We start from the raw sequence: 18,476 nt of genomic DNA on the forward strand, positions 1-18,476 counted from the left end.
GTTTTAATAGAAGATTTTCGTTTGTACTAGTTGATTAAGTTGTTCAGCAGACTGCATGATCTCATTTTTCATATCATAGATCTGAAGAGCGGTTTCTCTGTAACTGTCCATAAAGTCAGTAAATTCAATCAGGTTGACATTTCCTTTTCTGAAGTTGGTCAGCATTCCGTTATAAACCAGTTCCATATTTTGCAGATCTGTAGTTTTGATATCCACCAGCTGATCATATTGTGCTCTCCATGTTTTATAAGCAGATTGAACTTTCGTTTCAAGGGTTAGCTTTTGAAAGTCTGCATTTTTTTGATTTTGTTTGATCGCATAGTTGGCTTTTTCAACATTTCCCTGGTTGATTCTCCATAAAGGCAGAGGAATACCCAGGGTCAAATTGGCTTCATTATTAAATGTACCGCCTGCCTGATCCCATGCAGCTCCCACATTCAGGTCGGGAACGTTCAATGATTTTTGCCATTGAGCATACAGCTTACTATTGTCTATCAGCTTTAAATTGTATCGGTAATCTGCATTGTTTTCCAAAGCTTTAGTTTTCAGTTCATCCTCACTGCCGAAAGGTTGGGCGGCCAAAGATTCCTTAGCTTCGGTTTCTGACATTTGAGGATCTATATCTTCTGAAATACCTGTTAAGACCTTTAAGTTCTGTTCAAAGTCCAGAATATTTTTATTAATCTCCAGTTTATCATGGTTTAACTGAATTACAAGACTCTGTAATCTCACCGCGTCTTTAAGAGATACATTTCCTTTCGCGGATTGTACACGGTAAGCACTTAAAAGATCATTCATATAGACGAGCTGCTTATTGGTATTTTCCAATTTCAGTTTCTCATAATAAAGATTGAAGTATGCAGAGCGGAGCTGTGATCTTAAATCTACAAGCAGCTGCGTGAACTGAAGCTGTGCCAGTTCTTTATTGGATTTGGCAAAGGCAATTTCATTTTTCTTCTTGCCTCCCATGTAAATAAGCTGAGTAATTCCCGCTCCTTTTGAATGTCCAATATCAAAAAACTTTTTACCTTCAGGATTGTAGGCATTGAACTGCCCGCTCAGTTGTGGCAACTCCCAGATTTTAGCCTGCAGAATATCTGCATCAGCCATATTGATGTTGTATTGTTCGGCGAGCAGCTGGAGGTTGTTCTTCTGAAATGCTTCTTCACATTCCACAAGAGACATTTGCTGTTGTGCTGCCATGAATGAGGAAACGGCTAGGCACACCACTGCAATTCTGTTCATTATTTTTCTTTTTAAATTACAAAATTGCTTTGATGCGATTAAAAGAAACTTAAATGAGCCTTAAAAAAATATTAAAATGTCCTTAAATAGGCCGTTTCAACAAATGTTTACAAGAAAATATTATGAAAATTATTCTCTCTTGCTTGAATTTTAGATTAAAATTCAAGCAAGAGTTTAACAAAAATTATGATTAATTCGCTGAAACTTGGGTATTGAAATTTATTTTTTAAAAGTAAGGGTAAACTGATTCATGAAGTCGCCTGGTGAAGAATAAATAATTTCTGCGTCGTGATATTCAAGAATTCTCTTAACAATTCTAAGCCCAAGCCCGGATCCTGAGATATTCTGAGAATTATTTCCTCTGGTGAAGGCTTCAAATAATTTGGTTTGTTCTTCTTCGGAAATCGTATCTCCATGGGAAATGACCTCTACGGAAAGATGTTCGTTGGTTTCTGCAATCAGAACCTTTACCTCAGTATCATCAGAATAGACAGCTGCATTTTTAAACAAATTAATAAAAACAATAACCAACAGTGATTGAATTCCTTTTATTGTCAAAAAGGCGTTTTCGGAAATATCTTCCCTGATTAAAAAATCAAGTTTAAGATCAGGATAACTTTTTTCTACTCCTTCAAAGGCCTCAAAAATCACTTCATCAATCCTCACTTCTTCATAAATAGTCTGAATATTTTCTTTATCAAACTTTGTAAGCAGTAATAATGAATTGGTTAAATCAGACAGCTGGTATACATCCCGCTGAATCTGCTGTAATGAAGACAGAGTTTTAGGAGAGTGTTCTTCAAATTTAATAAGATTTTCCAGTTGAAAAGCCATTCTTGTAATAGGAGTCCTGATCTCATGGGAAGCACTTGCTGTAAAATCTTTTTGCGACTGGAATACATCATCCAGCCTTCCGATCATTGTATTAAAAGATTTTGCAAGCACACTGATCTCATCATTTGACTGCTGAACCGGAATCTGTGTGGTAAGTTTATGAGCCGTAACTTCCGAAATTTCCTTATTAAGGTCCTCTAAAGGCCGGAGAAATTTTTCTACAAAATAATAACTGAAAAATCCAATAAGAAGCGTACTCATTGCATAAGCCGCAATCAAAAGATATTTCAGATATCCCAACTTTGATTTTCCATTGGTATCAAATGCACTGGTAAGAATGTAATAGTTCTCACCATTAATATTTCGGAGTGCCGCATAAATCTCCGGAACGGTCTTCTCAGTATAAATAATTTTTTTCCTATCCAGCTCTTTTAGCATAGCACTATCCCAGGTAACATTTCTATCTTTGATTGTACTATAGATAAGCTCTTTCTTTTCGTTGAAAATTAAAATTTTCTCGTTCAAAAGAATATTATCTGAATTTTCATTAAAAAAAACAGGCGCTTCTTCCTCAAAATCTTTAGACTTTGATATAAAATGAGTGGTAAATTCTAACCTCTGCCTGAACCTTTCCTTAAATTCATCCCTTCTAAAATCATTAAAAGATAAATAGATCACCGCCATCACCATTCCAAAAAGCAATGAAAAGGCGATACTGATCGTTAAAGCTATCTTTCTTTTTAAAGACATTTATAATGGACTTAAGTAATATCCGAAGCCGGAGCGGGTGTGAATCAGTTTTATTTTAAAATCTTTATCAATTTTCTTCCTTAAGAAATTGATATAAACTTCTACCGTATTCGTATTCGTATTAAAGTTATGCTCCCAAACGTGTTCTGTAATCTGCTGTTTAGATACGGTCCTCCCCTGCGCTTCCGCAAGATAAACCAATAGCTGAAACTCTTTTAACGTAAGAGTTATCTCATTTCCTCCACGATACACCTTCTGCTCTGTTTTATTGATAATAAGATCATCAACCCTCAGAATATCCTGATCTGCGGCATCTGAAGGAGCTTTCCTTCTCAGCAGTGAATTCATTCTTAACAGCAGCTCTTCAAACTGAAAAGGTTTTACAAGATAATCGTCAGCTAGACGCGTAAAGGCATCTTTTTTATCTGAAATATCTCCATAGGCCGAAATAATAATGATCGGGGTATTTTTATCAAAAGAACGAATCGTCTGGCATACATCCAGCCCGTTTATTTTCGGAACGTTGATATCGAGCAGATACAGATCGTATGTATTATTTTTAATCTGACGAAGAAATGTTTCTCCATCATATATTTTATCACAGTTGAAATTATTGGATTCTAAAAATCGGCAAAGTTCAGCAGAAAGAATGAGGTCGTCTTCTAATAAAAGAATATTCATCAAAAATTATTTTATACGAATTTAACGAAAATTTTTAGGATTACGATTTTAAAAAGTATTGAAACAAAATTGAAAGACTATTTCTTTTAATTTTTTAACATAAAATACAAACACGTGTTTCACATATTTTGTGGATCTTATCCGTTAGCAGGAACACAAAACATACGGATATGAAATAATGCAAGGCGAAACAACCAGATTCATTTTTTTTCTATCCAGATTTGCTAAACTTTTGACATTGCCCTCAAGCATTGCGTTTGATAGGTATTATTCGAGTAAGGACAAAAAAATTCCCGAAGTAAATTCGGGAAAATCGAGAGCCAACTACGGGACTTGAACCCGTGACCTCTTCCTTACCAAGGAAGCACTCTACCGCTGAGCTAAGTCGGCATCAAATAAAAAAATCACACTAAGTAGCATGATTCTTTTTGAGCGGAAGACGGGGGTCGAACCCGCGACATTCAGCTTGGAAGGCTGACGCTCTACCAACTGAGCTACTTCCGCAATTTTGTTTCCAAAATTATTGGTAAACGCTGTGCAAAACTAAGAATAAATCTTGAGACTTGCAAGTATTTTTTGTAATATAAAATGTGGGGAGAGCAGGATTCGAACCTACGAAGCCGAAGCAACTGAGTTACAGTCAGTCCCATTTAGCCACTCTGGAATCTCCCCAGATATTTTATATTAAAATGAGCCTCCAGAGGGATTCGAACCCACGACCCCGAGATTACAAATCACGTGCTCTGGCCAACTGAGCTATGGAGGCATTTTAATAATTAGACTGAAAGTGGTTGAGAAACTCTACTCTACACATTTCAGTGTTAAAAAAAATTACTCTAAAAGTGTAATTTTTTGAGCGGAAGACGGGGGTCGAACCCGCGACATTCAGCTTGGAAGGCTGACGCTCTACCAACTGAGCTACTTCCGCAATTTTGTTTCCAAAATTATTGGTAAACGCTGTGCAAAACTAAGAATAATTATTTAATCCTGCAAGTTTTTTTTCTTAAATAAAATGTGGGGAGAGCAGGATTCGAACCTACGAAGCCGAAGCAACTGAGTTACAGTCAGTCCCATTTAGCCACTCTGGAATCTCCCCAGATATTTTATATAATGAGCCTCCAGAGGGATTCGAACCCACGACCCCGAGATTACAAATCACGTGCTCTGGCCAACTGAGCTATGGAGGCAAATTAAAAAAGAATTCAAAAGATCACTGTTCCTTTTTTGCGATTGCAAAGATAGAACGGATTTTTTGAATTCTCAAATTTTTTATAAACTTTTTTTAACTTTTTTTTTATGCCATTTCTTTTTTCTTGATTAATAGCTTTTTAGCAGTATCAACACAAAGGTCTAAACTTTCTTCAAAAGTTGCAGAAGTCTTCTTTACTACGATATCGTCTCCCGGAACCGCCAAAACAAGCTCTGCTGTTTTATTAGCTTTATCCGCGTTATTTTCTACTTTCAAAAACACTTTACACTCGTGAATTTTGTCATAGAAGGTTTCTAGTTTGCTAACTTTTTTGTCGATGTGTGATTCTAGTGGTTCGTGTGGAGTTAAACCAATTGATTGTACTGAAATCTTCATAATTCTTCTTTTTTTGATGCTCGAGGGTGAGCTTGATTAAACACTTTTTTCAATTGTTCAATATTAGCATTCGTGTAAACTTGAGTACTGGCAAGACTGGAATGCCCTAATATTTTTTTCACTTTGGAGATCTCCGCCCCATTATCCAATACGTGAGTAGCAAAGCTATGCCGAAGGATGTGAGGACTTTTCTTTTCTTTCGTTGTTACAAGACTAAGGTACTTATTAACTACCAGATAAACAAATTTTTCATTGAGTTTTTTCCCCTTCTTGTTCACAAAAAAACAGGATTGATATTCTGTCTGTGGCTTCCTTATTTTTAAATAATCACGCAGAAGTTCAGACAAGTCTTTGGAAACAGGAATCACTCTTTGTTTGTTCCCCTTTCCGATTACTTTTAATTCATTTCCGTCTATATTAACATTCTCAAATATCAGGCCACAAAGTTCGGCTTTTCTCATTCCTGTCTGATAAAGTACTTCAATGATACATCTTTCCAATATATCATGATTTCCTTCTGCAATCTTTTCATTGAGACCCTCCATTTCTTCTTTAGACATGGGGATTTGCTTTTCAGCGTAAAATTTCAGGGAAGAAATACCTTCTGTGGGAGAAACTTGAATTTCGCCTATCTTAAGAAGGAAGAGATAAAAACTTCGGAGAGAAGATAATTTCCGATTGATACTTCTCTTAGAAATATTATTTTCACTTAATTCAACAATAAAGTTTCTGATAATTTTCTTGTCTGCTTTCGCCAGATTTTCGGAAGATTCTGTTCGGAGATAGAAATGAGAAAAGTCTTCAAGGTCTTTTTTGTAGCTTGTAACAGTATGAGGAGAATATCTTTTTTCGAATTGCAGATAGTCTAAAAACTTTTCCAGCATCATAGGTATAAAAATAAAAATTCACTCCTCAAATATAAGAATTTAAGAAGTGAATTAGTATATGGTTAAGAAAAAATCTTAAGCCTGTTCTTCCTTACTAAGCGCTCTTTGTTTGTAAGCCGCTTTTAGTTTAGATTGTCTTAAAGTTACAGAAGGCTTAATAAAAGCTTGTCTAGATCTTAATTGACGAACCGTACCTGTTTTATCAAATTTTCTCTTGTATTTTTTTAAAGCTCTGTCGATGGATTCACCATCTTTTACTGGAATTATTAACATATTTTACATCTCATTTTGGATTGCAAAACTAAACCTTTTTTCTTAAAACACAAAATATATTAGCCTAAAGAATAATATATTTATCCAAAATATTTCCCAAAACCCTTTATTAAAAGTATTTTACGGCTAAATTATTTTTATCCACAATGAACAAACACTCAAGTTAAAAACTGAGTTATCTCCCAAACAACTCTTCCTTATTTCACAAAAACATTTCATATTAATGATATGTAAACAAAAAGCATTATCTTTGCAGTCACTTTATTCATGGGGTTGACTGGTTTCGACAGCAAGATCAATGGGTAAGTAAGCATGCAGAGAACCGTAGCGCGATCTCTATAATCCCTTGCTACAAAATTTTAACTGGCAACGAAGAGTTCGCTCTTGCAGCTTAATCCGAATAAAGTAAGATTCAAGCGCTTTCCCGAAGATAGTAAGGAAGCAAGATGTCTCACAAATGCTCCGTTCTACGGCGTTTGATCCTGAGATATAGTAATGTAGAAATAAGGTTTTAGATGCTTCAGCTAAAACTCGAAAACCTTAGAAGATAAGCTGGAAGTTGGGTGTCTATCCTCTGCCTCCAGTCGAAAACCAATGGTAGAATAAGCATGTAGAAAGCTTATGTATTGCTTGTTTGGACGAGGGTTCGAATCCCTCCAACTCCACTAAAAAGAGAATCTAAATTATAGATTCTCTTTTTTATTTCTGAATACTTCAGCAACTAACACACAATAATTTAAATAATCTCTATAAAATATATTTGTCTTTACTTTATCACTCTCATATAAAACCGGTTTAAAATATTAATCCTATTGTTTATCATAGGGAAATGAAGGACTTATAAACTTTTTATCCTTTGCTTCTCCTTTATCATTGTAAATAATTTCAAAAACTCCATGGTCTGTTTGAATTCCTTTTACCTGCATTGTTTCTGCATCGACAACAGAATAATATACTGTTGGAATATCAAATACATCATGAAAAAAGTCTACACTATAATGACTCCATTCTTTTCCATCGTACATTTTTTGTTTTTCATAAAATATTGCGTTCATAAAATTCAAATGTTCTTCTGTATTTCCATATTGAAATTTTAACTGATCTAACACCTTTAATGTTACTTCTATTGCTTTCTGTTGTTTTTTTGTTTTTTCCATTATTTTAAAGTTTTTTATAATCAACTCCTATTCCTTCTAATCTTTTTATTGCTTTATTTAAAATCATATCTGCATGTTCTAACTCTAACTCATTAAATAAATGTTTTTTTTCCATTATTTTGTCATAAACCCATTTTTCTCTTTTATAAGTTCTCATGAGTTGTTCTGTCAATGTTCCAAACATACCCTCCAAATAAGCCTCTTTTCCTAAAAGTTTAAATTCCAAAGCGTGCTGTATCTCATGAAAGGCTTCATAAAAAGTAAATTTTCTTCTAAAAAATAACTCTCTACTTTTTGGAGAGAATCCTGCCTGAGCTCCACTGGCATCTAAAAACTTATCTTCTCCCTTTCGCATAACCACTCCCACATCTCCCAAAGCTTCCGCAATGTATTTTTCGAGAGCCTTCATTTGTCTGTTATTCATATATTCTCTGCCCAAGAATTTCCCACGCTTACTTGCTTCTTTTCCTTCCCAGCCTAACTCATCCAATAATTCATCAAAGACTTCTTCTTCTCTGCCTAACAGTTGGTTAAACTTGGTCTTTAAGTAATTAGCTAATCTCCCATTTTTTATCGCTTCTAACAATTCCAAAAACTCTTTTTCCAACCATTTATAAAGGTCTTTTGTGGAATTTGCAATTTTCCTCCCTAAACCTTTTCCAAAATTAAGAGCTTTTGCTCCTGCCTGTTCTGCTTTAGCTGTTAATCTACTAATTTTTGCAGAAGCTTCTGCAACTAATGAACTTCCACCTGTAAAGTAAGCAATAACAGCATCTAAAATCAACTCAAAGGCAACTCCTCCAATAAAGTAAGCCCAAAAATACTCATTATAGTTAGAAATTTTTTTAGCCAAACCTGAGAAAAAAGCAGAAAGGTCTTTCCAAATTTTATCATCAGTAAAAAGTTTTTTAATACCATGAAGAAATTCTTTTGCATTTTTATCAAATAAATCTACAAAATCTTCTATAAATTCAAGTTTCTCCTGATGTTTTGCCAATTCTAAAGCACTTGTTTTCTCTAATTCAAAGATGGGAATATTGTCTACTATCATTGCTAAAAGCATGATAATCAATTGAACCAAAGAGATAAGCCCGTTGAGTATTCCACAGAGAAAAGCATTGATTTTTGCAATTTCTTGATTTAATTTTTCTGTAATTATACTTCCTATATCTGAAACAATATCCTGAATTTCTTTAAATAATACCTTTAATTGATTGTAAATATTTTTTATACTGTCAGGCATGTTATCTTCTATAAAGTTTTTTACAAGAAATGTAACAGCAAACAAAATATCATCAGCAATAGTAGGTGTTGCTGCCACGATATTAAAAACAGCAGCAGTAGAAATTTCATCAAACGAGGCAACAAACTCTGAAAGTTTTTTCAATCCTGTTTCTGCAATCCCTTGTTGATTGTCAGACATGTTTTTATATTCATTGCAAGTGAACGGAACAGGAATAATGGGTTTGTATTTTACTTCTTGTTTGGGAAAGCCACTGCCACCAGCTTTATTTTGGAAATTGTTATACATAGGTTCAACATAAAATTTTATGTAGTCATAATTCTCCTCTGCAAACTTCCACTTTTCAGTGGCTTCAATACCACCTCTTAGCCAGTCTGCCAATTGGTTATTTAATGAAGATACTTTTTTAAAGGCTTCGTTGATTTTACTTTTTTCAAGTATTTCTAAATAAATAGCACCTTTCAATAGTGTATCATCAATTCCGTAATCTTTAGCAATTAGTTTGATAAGACCATTAAAATCTGAGACACTTCCATCTACTGTATTGCCATCATAATTAATGGTTTTTCCCTTACTGTTATAATCTCTTATTAATCTTTGCCTTGCATAATCTCCCATTTTCACCCTACAAGCCGTACCAAAAAAGTTACTGGTATTTTTGGAAGTCTCCTCGTAGTAAATAGTAAAATAGTCAGTCTCTATTTTGTCCTTTTCGTATCTGTCAAAAACTTCTATTCCACTTTTACAGAAAACAGCCTGATGATGAACTACACTGTATTTTTCTGACTTGGGATAGTTGTCTTTTAACTCTGGAGGAACAACAAAGGTTTCATAAAACACACTGTTTTCTCTTAAAGGACTGTCAATATTTCTACTTAAAACATACTCTAATCTCTGTATCATATCATTTGGATTTATTATGAACCAAATGTAGATACGGGTAACGACAAAACTTGTCACATTAAAATTTGTTTTAAAGTTATTATGAAAATTATATGTTGAGAATTCTTATTCCATTCTTCTTACTTTTCATCTATAGATTCTTAAATAAGTATTTCATCTACATTTGCTTCCAAAATATTTAACCATGACCAAAAAAAGAGATGACATAGAAAATGACAATAACGCACAAGAGAAAGCCAACAGCCAGAAAGAAGATAATCGTCCAGTATGTGGTTTAATCATGCCAATTGCTGACACTGAAGGCTACCCGCCAGGGCATTGGAAAGAAGTCAAGAAAATTATAACGTCTGTTACTGAAAAAGCAGGGTTTAGAACCAGACTTGTAAGTGAAAGCGAAGATGTGCGTGTTATCCAGAAAACCATTGTACAAAATGTTTTTGATGATGATATTATCATCTGTGACGTAAGCTCTAAGAATCCTAATGTAATGTTTGAATTGGGATTAAGATTTGCTTTTGACAAAGCTGCTGTAATTATAAAAGATGATGAGACTGGATATTCATTCGATACGAGTCCTGTGGAACACATTTAATTACAGAAAAGATTTACGGTTTTCATCAATTGGGCAATTTAAAACAGATTTATCTCTAAAATTACTTGCTACGTATGAAAAATCAAAAGAAGCTAATCATTCGATGTATTTGCAAGATTTTGGTAAGTTTGTTGTTAAAGAACTAGATACTAAAACCGTATCGGAAAATCAATATATTATTGAAAAGCTGAATGAAATGCAAAGGGAAATAAAGAATATTTCGGATTCAAATATGAAAGATATACCAAAAGAAATATTCACTATTAACACCAATGATAATAAAAAGATAAAAGATTTAGTTAAATCCCTTATCAAGGAATTAGCGGAGAACATTATGCTGGCACTGGTTCTAAAACTGCATCGGCAGAATTAATTAGTAATATTTTGGAAGAAAAGCATAATACTCTAATTTCTAGCCGAACGGTTTATAAATATATTGGAGAATTCTTGTCAGAACAACCTTGATATCCTAATATTAAAGTTATTTCTTTAATGTTACTGTCTCAAATGTCAAATAATTTGAATTTTGCCATTCTGAGAACGATTTGAGACAGCAACATTTTAATTTCAATAAAGTCATACGGTCAGCCATCATCAATAATACTTATTACTATTCTAAGCATCTTAATACCCAAGGCTTTTAAAAATTTTTGCTGTTGATTTTGCTTTTTCAACATCAGTTTTGTTTATGTAAGTTAACACTTGCCTTTCCATATTATGCCCAGTAAAGTTTAGTAAGTAGGTTATTTTAAGAATTGCTATTCTTTTTAAACCATTCAACATATGCATTTACCGCTTTCTGAAGAAAATCTTTAGTACCCTGATCTTTTAAATCTGCATTTTCATCCCACGCTTTATCAATATGAGATAAATAAACTTCCGGCTGTTGCATAGCAGGCACATTGAGAGAAACAAGACTTTGTCTCAAGTGATGATTCGCTCCAAAACCTGACACATTGCCCGGAGAATTGCTGAATACCGCTCCCGGTTTACCATTCCATATATTTTTTCCTGCGGGCCTAGATCCAATATCTATAGCATTTTTTAAAGCTGCTGGAACAGATCTGTTATGCTCGGGAGTAATAAAAATAACCCCGTCGATATTTTTAATTTCTTCTCTGAATTTTACATAAGATTCAGGAACATTATTATCATCATCAAAATCCTGGTTATACACCTGCAGGTTTTCAATTGAAATAATTTTAAATTCAAATCCCTGAGGTGCCATGGATACCAATGTTCGTGATATCTTCTTTGAAAAAGACTCTTTACGCAGACTACCTGCGATAAGCCCAATTACTTTCTGCATAATAATAGTTTTAAGTGATTTTGTTATGTAATGTAATATAGCAAAACAAGATGAGAACATCATAGAAAGATGAATCATTATATAAAATAAGCCCGAATATTATTACGATACCATACTCGGCGGCAATCCAAACTGCTTTTTAAAGGCAAATGAAAAATGAGATAAGTCTTCAAATCCAAGATCAAGATAAACATCGGAGGCCCTTTTTCCTTTTTCCAGAAGGTACCGCGCTTCCTGCAGCCTTCTTTGAAGCAGCCATTTTCCCGGTGTTATTCCAAATACTTTCTGAAAATCCCTTTTAAAGGAAGCGAGGCTTCTCCCTGTAAGATAAGCAAAACGGTCAAGCTTCACATTAAAGTGATAGTTCTTCTGCATAAATTCCTCAAGGTTGACTTTATAAGGCTCAGAAACATCATATAAAACATTTTTCAATGAAGGATCATGACTGAACAAAAGCAACAGAGCTTCTTTTTGTTTCAGTAAAGCTAATTCCGGTGATTTATTTTCTAAAAGAGACTGGTATTGCAACAAAGAACCCATGAAATATTTCAAATGCGGAACCTGCGACAGATCTGTAAAAACCGGTGATTTGATTTCTTCCTGGATTACAAAATCTTCTTCACGACGCATATCTTTCAACATTTCATCATCAAACCTGATGGATAAAGATTTAAATCCCATCTCTTCCCCAGGCCTTTTAAGAAATTTCAAAAGTTGATTCTTTCTCACCAGATATACATCTCCGCTTCGGAACACTTTTCTGTATTCTCCGTCATTGAGCTCCATCTCCCCGGAGATCACCATCGACAAAGCATTATATGAAACAAACTGTTCCCCTTCACGAAAAACTGTAAAGTAACAGGAGTAATTAATATAGTCTAAGTTTTCAGACATTGTTATACTTAATATAAAGCCAGGTCAAAGTTCTTTTGGCCCGACTGTTAAAGATAGTGTTTTTAATTATTTCTTTATACTAAAATTGATTTCGGCTCCAGATACTCTTCTAATCCGTAAGCTCCGAATTCTCGGCCTATCCCAGACTGCTTAAAACCACCAAAAGGAGCTAAAGGATCATGCTTAAAGCCATTAACACAAACTCTTCCCGCTTCAATCTGCGAAGCCACATTCAGGGCACGTTTCTCATCTGAGGAAGATATATAAGCAGCTAACCCATAAGCTGTATCATTAGCTATTGCCACCGCTTCTTCTTCATTATCATATGGAATAATAGAAAGTACAGGACCGAAAATTTCTTCCTGTGCAATTCTCATATCATTCCTTACATTGGTAAAAATAGTCGCTTTTACAAAGTTCCCGTTTTCAAGACCGTGAGGCTTTCCTGTACCACCAGCTAATAAATCAGCTCCTTCTTCTACCCCAAGCTGAATATAAGACTGTACTCTTTCATATTGTTTTGCAGAAACCATTGGCCCTACATTCGTATCTTCATTTTCCGGATTACCAACCACAACCTGTTGAGCAGCTACTTTTGCAATTGCATTCACTTCTTCCATTTTTGATCGGGGAACGAGTAAACGGGTAGGTGCGATACAAGCTTGTCCGCTATTCATATAAGCCCCAAAAACAGCCTGTGGAATTACCGTATTCAGATCTGAGTCATCAAGAATAATATTAGGAGATTTCCCTCCAAGTTCCAGCGTTACCCTCTTCATTGAATCTACTGCTCCTTTTGCTATCATTTTTCCTGTCTGAGTAGAACCTGTAAATGATATTTTTGCAATATCATGATTGTTAACAATTTCATTTCCTACGACATCCCCTAATCCATTCACTACGTTAAAAATTCCCTTAGGAAGTCCTGCACTATGAAAACACTCTATAATAATCTGAGTCTGTAATGCACTCATTTCACTAGGTTTCACTACTACAGTACAACCTGCTGCAACAGCAGTCGCAAATTTACTGCAGATAAAGCTATTACTGGAATTCCAGGGGGTAATAATCCCCACTACTCCTACCGGAGTCATCTGCACCAAAGTATTTCCTGCTTTTCTGGAAAATTCAAAATGACGTAACGTTTCAATCATATTATCGAAAGCACTCACCATATTCTGAAAACTCATTATGGAAAACTGTCTTGTTCCCCCATATTCCAGAATCATGGTTTCAATAAGATCATTTTTTCTTTGTTTTACAGCTTTTTGCAGGTTTTCTAAAATTGTAATACGTTGTTCAATACTCGTTTTTGAGAATGTTTTAAAAGCTTCTTTCGCCGCAGCAACAGCTTTTTGAGTATCTGTTTCATCTCCTAATACAACCTCTCCTATTTTCTGATGATTTGATGGATTGATCAACTCAAAGATTTCTTTACCATGTAAGCTTGTAAATTCGCCATCAATGTAGGCTTTGTCTATACTTTTCATATGTATTTATTTAAATTTTATAGGACAAAGTTCCGATAATTACAAAGCCATCATTTTGTTGTAAAGCTCAATTAAACTTTGTTAAAAAGCTCAAAAAAAAAAAGAATGATTTACTATTCAAAAAAAGCTAATTGTACTAATTTTATGACAACCATATAGGGGAAAATCAGCAATGTTTTATATAAGAACGATCTCCCAACACGGTAAAAACGATCCTTATTCAAAACAACTCAGGTTAGAAATGGGTCAACTTATCTTAAATTAGAAAATAAACAACCTATATACACTTAAATATAAATAACTGAAAACTAAAAGACTAAACCTTTATGATCTAAAATGAGAGCCCTCAGTCCACAAAAAAGACTAAAAAAATGTTTTATCGTAAAGAATTTTATATATTTGCACCATCTAACAATTAAAAAAATAATTTACTATGTCAGACATTGCATCAAGAGTAAAAGCTATCATCGCTGATAAGCTTGACGTTGAAGAAACAGAAGTAACTCCTGAAGCTAGCTTCACTAACGATTTAGGAGCTGATTCACTAGATACAGTTGAGTTAATCATGGAATTTGAAAAAGAATTTAATATTCAAATCCCTGATGATCAAGCTGAAAAAATTACTACTGTAGGACACGCTATCGCTTACATCGAAGAAGTAGTAAATAAATAATATTCTTCAACAAAAAAGAAATTAAACAAAGTTTATGGAATTAAAAAGAGTAGTTGTAACCGGGTTTGGAGCAATAACACCAATAGGAAATAATGCAAAAGAATACTGGGAAAATCTTGTAAAAGGTGAGAGCGGTGCCGCTCCGATTACTCTTTTTGATGCCACAAACTTTAAAACAAAGTTCGCTTGCGAAGTCAAGAATTTCGATCCATTACAGCATTTCGAGAAGAAAGAGTCTAAAAAAATGGACCGAAATACCCAATTGGGACTTGTTGCTGCCAGAGAGGCTGTAGCACATTCCAGAATTATGGAAGACAATGTAGATAAAAACAGAGTCGGTGTAATTTGGGGTTCCGGAATCGGAGGCTTAGAGACGTTTGAAACGGAAGTATTAGGATGGGCAAATACGGAAATCCCGAGATTTAATCCATTCTTTATCCCAAAAATGATTGCGGATATCACTCCTGGCCATATCTCTATTGAATACGGTTTCCACGGACCAAATTATACTACTGTATCTGCTTGTGCTTCGTCAGCAAATGCGATAATTGATTCCAAAATGCTTATCCAATTAGGAAAAGCAGACGTTATTGTATGCGGAGGCTCTGAAGCAGCCGTTACAGCAAGTGGTGTCGGTGGATTTAATGCAATGATGGCACTTTCTACAAGAAATGATGATCCGAAAACAGCTTCAAGACCTTTTGACAAAGACAGAGATGGATTTGTATTGGGTGAAGGTGCAGGAACGATCATTCTTGAAGAATATGAGCACGCTGTAAAACGCGGTGCTACAATTTATGCAGAATTATTAGGAGGAGGTTTAAGTGCTGATGCACATCACATGACTGCCCCTCACCCTGAAGGCCTTGGCGCTTATCTGGTAATGAAGAGCTGTTTGGAAGACGCAGGTTTAACTGCTGATGAAGTAGATCATATCAACATGCATGGTACATCTACTCCATTAGGAGACATCGCAGAATCCAACGCAATCTCAAGATTATTAGGCGAGCATGCTTATGATATTCAGATTAATTCTACAAAATCAATGACTGGCCACCTTTTAGGAGCAGCCGGAGTTATTGAGGCTATCGCTGCGTTAGGAACTATTATTCATGGTATTGTTCCTCCTACCATCAACCATTTTACTGATGATGAAAATATTGACAGCAGACTAAACTTTACGTTTAATACAGCTGTGAAGAAAGATGTAAAAGTAGCCATGAGCAATACTTTTGGATTTGGCGGGCATAATGCTTGCGTTCTATTTAAGAAAATCTAAATTCAATGAATGGAGTTACAGAAATACTTTTCTAAATTCCTTCTCAAAAAAAGAAAAAGACAATTAACGGAAAGAGACTTTTTCCTTAGTACCGAGCTTAAAAAAGTATTGGGTACAGAGGTACAAAATATTGCTCTTTACCGTGAAGCTTTTTCTTTAAAAAATTCTTCTAAAAATCAAGACAGCAACTATGAGAGACTTGAATTTTTGGGAGATTCTGTTTTGGGTACAATTATTTCTTGTCATTTGTTTCAGACCTATCCTCAAGCCAATGAAGGATACCTGACACAGATGAAATCTAAGATTGTTAATAGGAAAAACCTTAATAAATTAGGAGAAGACCTTAAGCTTACCAGTTTTTTGCAAAAGCAAAACAGTTCATCAGCTTTAGGTGAGAATATCTCCGGAAATTTATTTGAAGCCTTAATCGGTGCCGTTTATTTAGACTTCCATTATGATGCCTGTAAAAGGATTATTCTGGAAAAATTACTGACGCCTTCCGAAATAAACAAGCTAGAAAATAAAATTGTAAGCTATAAGGGCCTCCTTCTAGAATGGAGCCAAAAGAAGAAGGTAAACATAAAGTACGAAACCTGTGAGGAAATACAGGTCAATAAGTCGGTTGTATTCAGATGCCATGTATGGCTGGGAGATGAGAAGATTGCCAATGCAACAGAAACTTCCAAAAAGAAAGCTGAAGAAAAGGCTGCGCAAAGGGCATTTTATATTTTAAATAAAAAAGAAAATATACTTGGAAATTCAAAAACTTTATGATCTGGATGAGATAGAATTTGAAGATATTGCCATAGGATTGGTAAGATTAGCAAAAGATATACCCGCTCACGAGTTTTTCTACCAAATAAATAAAACAAATAACCTCAGTTTTTCAAGAAAGAAAGATCTTGTCTTTCACGGAGGCTATTACGATTATTTTTTTCCAAGATATGAAGCCTATCACAAGTTTTCTAAAACCTGTTTTACATTTATTTCAAACAAATCTTCTGAAAGTAAGCAAAAAAAAGTTCAAACTGAACTTTTTACAGAAGAAGAAAACATTAAATTTTTATTAAATAATCAGGTAGATGTAGAATATATTTTGCATAGTTCGGAACAGTTTCCTGATTTTTCCGTAATTTTGCTCCCTGAAAATCTTGTGTTTCCAATTCAAGATTACACACTGAGTTCTGATGAGGAACTTTATCAAATTATCCAGTATTATGAATAAGTATTTAAAGAAGACAAAAATTATCGCAACACTAGGGCCTGCTTCATCATCGAAGGAGGTTATGTTAGATTTAATGAAAGCGGGTGTTGATATTTTCAGAATAAATTTTTCACATGCAGATTACGACTTAGTTCGATCAAATATTGAAATAATTAGAGAGCTAAACAGCGAGTATGGTTATTCAGTGGGTATTCTGGGAGATCTGCAGGGGCCGAAATTAAGAGTAGGCGTTGTAAAAGAAGGTTCTTATCTGAACCCTGGAGATATTCTTACCTTCACTAATGAAAAGATGGAAGGTGACTCTACCAAGGTTTATATGACATACCAACAGTTTCCACAGGATGTAAAAGTAGGGGAAAGAATCCTTATTGATGATGGGAAGCTTGTATTGGAGGTTATTGAAACCAATGAGAAGGATACTGTAAAAGCTAAAACAATCCAAGGCGGACCTCTAAGTTCTAAGAAAGGAGTGAACCTGCCTAATACCCAGGTATCTCTTCCTGCATTGACAGAAAAGGATGTTCAGGATGCCAACTTCATGCTTGATATGGAAGTTGACTGGATGGCCCTTTCTTTTGTACGTCATGCTCAGGATATTATCGACCTTAAAGAATTAATTGCAAAACATCCAAATGGTAAATTCAAAACTCCAATTATTGCGAAGATTGAAAAACCTGAAGGGGTAAAAAATATTGAAGAAATTCTATTAGAATGTGACGGACTGATGGTTGCCCGTGGTGACCTGGGTGTGGAAGTTCCAATGGAAGAAGTTCCTGCTATCCAGAAAAATCTGGTAGAAAAAGCAAGATTCTATTCTAAACCGGTTATCATTGCTACTCAGATGATGGAAACGATGATCAACAGCTTAACGCCAACAAGAGCGGAAGTAAATGATGTTGCCAACTCTGTACTGGACGGAGCGGATGCGGTAATGCTATCAGGAGAAACTTCTGTAGGAAGGTATCCGGTACAGGTTGTGGAAAACATGGCGAAAATTGTTAAAAACATTGAGACCACTCATTTCTATCAACATAAAAATGAACCTATTGAAAAAGACTACAACTGTATCGATGAGAGATTCATCACTAACAGAGTATGTCTTGCAGCAGTAAGAATTGCTAAAACAACTAATGTTTCTGCTATTGTAACCCTTACCCATTCTGGCTATACAGCTTTCCAGCTTGCGGCTCATAGACCGAATTCCCAGATCATTGTGTACAGTGGTAACAAAAGAGTTATTACTATGCTGAACCTTCTTTGGGGTGTTCATGCTTATTATTATGATATGAAGAAGTCTACTGACGAAACGATTATCCAGGTGAATATGTTAACGCATAATTACGGTTTTATTGAAACCGGAGATTTTGTAATCAACATCAATGCCACCCCATCTTATGAAGGTGGAAAAACAAATACATTGAGATTGACTACCGTCTAATATAAAAGAAAAGGCAAA

18 protein-coding genes, 7 tRNA genes and 1 other RNA gene are annotated in these 18,476 nt (G+C 34.8%); 8 read left to right on the plus strand and 18 right to left on the minus strand.

The genetic code is table 11. The annotated features are described in order from the left end of the window. Positions 1-3: 3 nt before the first annotated feature. The 13 genes from LF887_RS20860 to rpsU form a co-directional block, all read right to left on the minus strand. Positions 4-1,245: a TolC family protein gene (locus LF887_RS20860; protein ID WP_236856195.1), complete on the minus strand. Its 1,242-nt coding sequence runs from the start codon at positions 1,243-1,245 to the stop codon at positions 4-6. 219 nt (positions 1,246-1,464) lie between these two features. Further along, a complete protein-coding gene (locus LF887_RS20865) occupies positions 1,465-2,829 on the minus strand; it encodes an ATP-binding protein (protein ID WP_236856196.1) in 1,365 nt (454 codons plus the stop codon). Continuing rightward, positions 2,830-3,510, minus strand: coding sequence for a response regulator transcription factor (locus tag LF887_RS20870; protein ID WP_236856197.1), 681 nt, complete (start codon positions 3,508-3,510; stop codon positions 2,830-2,832). It abuts the gene before it with no gap. Positions 3,511-3,828: 318 nt separating this feature from the next. Beyond that, a tRNA-Thr gene (locus LF887_RS20875) sits at positions 3,829-3,900 on the minus strand. Positions 3,901-3,941: 41 nt separating this feature from the next. Beyond that, positions 3,942-4,014 (minus strand) — tRNA-Gly (locus LF887_RS20880). Between the two features lie 87 nt (positions 4,015-4,101). Beyond that, positions 4,102-4,182 (minus strand) — tRNA-Tyr (locus LF887_RS20885). A gap of 20 nt (positions 4,183-4,202) precedes the next feature. Next, positions 4,203-4,276, minus strand: a tRNA-Thr gene (locus LF887_RS20890). A gap of 89 nt (positions 4,277-4,365) precedes the next feature. Then, positions 4,366-4,438, minus strand: a tRNA-Gly gene (locus LF887_RS20895). A gap of 87 nt (positions 4,439-4,525) precedes the next feature. Next, positions 4,526-4,606, minus strand: a tRNA-Tyr gene (locus LF887_RS20900). Positions 4,607-4,623: 17 nt separating this feature from the next. After that, positions 4,624-4,697 (minus strand) — tRNA-Thr (locus tag LF887_RS20905). 107 nt (positions 4,698-4,804) lie between these two features. Then, positions 4,805-5,095 (minus strand): HPF/RaiA family ribosome-associated protein, encoded by a 291-nt coding sequence (locus LF887_RS20910; protein WP_236856198.1) that lies wholly within the window; start codon positions 5,093-5,095, stop codon positions 4,805-4,807. Continuing rightward, positions 5,092-5,979, minus strand: coding sequence for a tyrosine-type recombinase/integrase (locus tag LF887_RS20915; RefSeq protein WP_236859534.1), 888 nt, complete (start codon positions 5,977-5,979; stop codon positions 5,092-5,094). The genes LF887_RS20910 and LF887_RS20915 overlap by 4 nt, the downstream gene beginning before the upstream one ends. Before the next feature lie 78 nt (positions 5,980-6,057). Then, a complete protein-coding gene (rpsU, locus tag LF887_RS20920) occupies positions 6,058-6,255 on the minus strand; it encodes a 30S ribosomal protein S21 (RefSeq protein WP_045501128.1) in 198 nt (65 codons plus the stop codon). 269 nt (positions 6,256-6,524) lie between these two features. Between rpsU and ssrA the strand changes: the two genes are divergently transcribed. Next, positions 6,525-6,923, plus strand: a transfer-messenger RNA (tmRNA) gene (gene ssrA, locus LF887_RS20925). A 141-nt stretch (positions 6,924-7,064) separates the two neighbouring features. On the opposite strand, the gene LF887_RS20930 is transcribed toward ssrA, so the two are convergent. Both LF887_RS20930 and LF887_RS20935 read right to left on the minus strand, forming a co-directional pair. After that, positions 7,065-7,412, minus strand: a complete 348-nt coding sequence (locus LF887_RS20930) for a hypothetical protein (RefSeq protein WP_236856199.1) — start codon at positions 7,410-7,412, stop codon at positions 7,065-7,067. Between the two features lie 4 nt (positions 7,413-7,416). Further along, positions 7,417-9,558: a zincin-like metallopeptidase toxin domain-containing protein gene (locus LF887_RS20935; protein ID WP_236856200.1), complete on the minus strand. Its 2,142-nt coding sequence runs from the start codon at positions 9,556-9,558 to the stop codon at positions 7,417-7,419. Positions 9,559-9,742: 184 nt separating this feature from the next. Here LF887_RS20935 and LF887_RS20940 point away from each other — a divergent pair, with 184 nt between their 5' ends. Both LF887_RS20940 and LF887_RS20945 read left to right on the plus strand, forming a co-directional pair. After that, positions 9,743-10,150 carry a hypothetical protein gene (locus LF887_RS20940; protein WP_236856201.1) on the plus strand — a complete coding sequence of 136 codons (408 nt, stop codon included), beginning with the start codon at positions 9,743-9,745 and terminating at the stop codon, positions 10,148-10,150. After that, positions 10,101-10,523 (plus strand): hypothetical protein, encoded by a 423-nt coding sequence (locus tag LF887_RS20945; protein WP_236856202.1) that lies wholly within the window; start codon positions 10,101-10,103, stop codon positions 10,521-10,523. Before LF887_RS20940 ends, LF887_RS20945 begins: the two co-directional genes overlap by 50 nt. 375 nt (positions 10,524-10,898) lie before the next feature. Here LF887_RS20945 and LF887_RS20950 read toward each other — a convergent pair whose 3' ends face one another. The 3 genes from LF887_RS20950 to LF887_RS20960 form a co-directional block, all read right to left on the minus strand. After that, on the minus strand, positions 10,899-11,459 hold the full coding sequence (locus LF887_RS20950) for an NADPH-dependent FMN reductase (RefSeq protein ID WP_236856203.1): 561 nt from the start codon (positions 11,457-11,459) through the stop codon (positions 10,899-10,901). Between the two features lie 102 nt (positions 11,460-11,561). Continuing rightward, a complete protein-coding gene (locus tag LF887_RS20955) occupies positions 11,562-12,353 on the minus strand; it encodes an AraC family transcriptional regulator (protein WP_236856204.1) in 792 nt (263 codons plus the stop codon). Between the two features lie 74 nt (positions 12,354-12,427). Then, positions 12,428-13,843 carry an aldehyde dehydrogenase family protein gene (locus tag LF887_RS20960; RefSeq protein WP_236856205.1) on the minus strand — a complete coding sequence of 472 codons (1,416 nt, stop codon included), beginning with the start codon at positions 13,841-13,843 and terminating at the stop codon, positions 12,428-12,430. A gap of 433 nt (positions 13,844-14,276) precedes the next feature. Here LF887_RS20960 and LF887_RS20965 point away from each other — a divergent pair, with 433 nt between their 5' ends. The 5 genes from LF887_RS20965 to pyk are packed head-to-tail and all read left to right on the plus strand — an operon-like array spanning position 14,277 to position 18,458. After that, positions 14,277-14,516 (plus strand): acyl carrier protein, encoded by a 240-nt coding sequence (locus tag LF887_RS20965; RefSeq protein ID WP_002976354.1) that lies wholly within the window; start codon positions 14,277-14,279, stop codon positions 14,514-14,516. 34 nt (positions 14,517-14,550) lie between these two features. Then, on the plus strand, positions 14,551-15,795 hold the full coding sequence (fabF, locus tag LF887_RS20970; protein WP_236856206.1) for a beta-ketoacyl-ACP synthase II: 1,245 nt from the start codon (positions 14,551-14,553) through the stop codon (positions 15,793-15,795). A gap of 9 nt (positions 15,796-15,804) precedes the next feature. Then, positions 15,805-16,569, plus strand: a complete 765-nt coding sequence (rnc, locus tag LF887_RS20975) for a ribonuclease III (RefSeq protein WP_236856207.1) — start codon at positions 15,805-15,807, stop codon at positions 16,567-16,569. Further along, positions 16,547-17,020: an IPExxxVDY family protein gene (locus LF887_RS20980; protein ID WP_236856208.1), complete on the plus strand. Its 474-nt coding sequence runs from the start codon at positions 16,547-16,549 to the stop codon at positions 17,018-17,020. The genes rnc and LF887_RS20980 overlap by 23 nt, the downstream gene beginning before the upstream one ends. After that, positions 17,013-18,458 (plus strand): pyruvate kinase, encoded by a 1,446-nt coding sequence (pyk, locus tag LF887_RS20985; protein WP_236856209.1) that lies wholly within the window; start codon positions 17,013-17,015, stop codon positions 18,456-18,458. The genes LF887_RS20980 and pyk overlap by 8 nt, the downstream gene beginning before the upstream one ends. Positions 18,459-18,476 lie beyond the last annotated feature (18 nt).

Origin of the sequence: Chryseobacterium sp. MEBOG06, from assembly GCF_021869765.1 — a bacterium.
Taxonomy (GTDB): domain Bacteria; phylum Bacteroidota; class Bacteroidia; order Flavobacteriales; family Weeksellaceae; genus Chryseobacterium.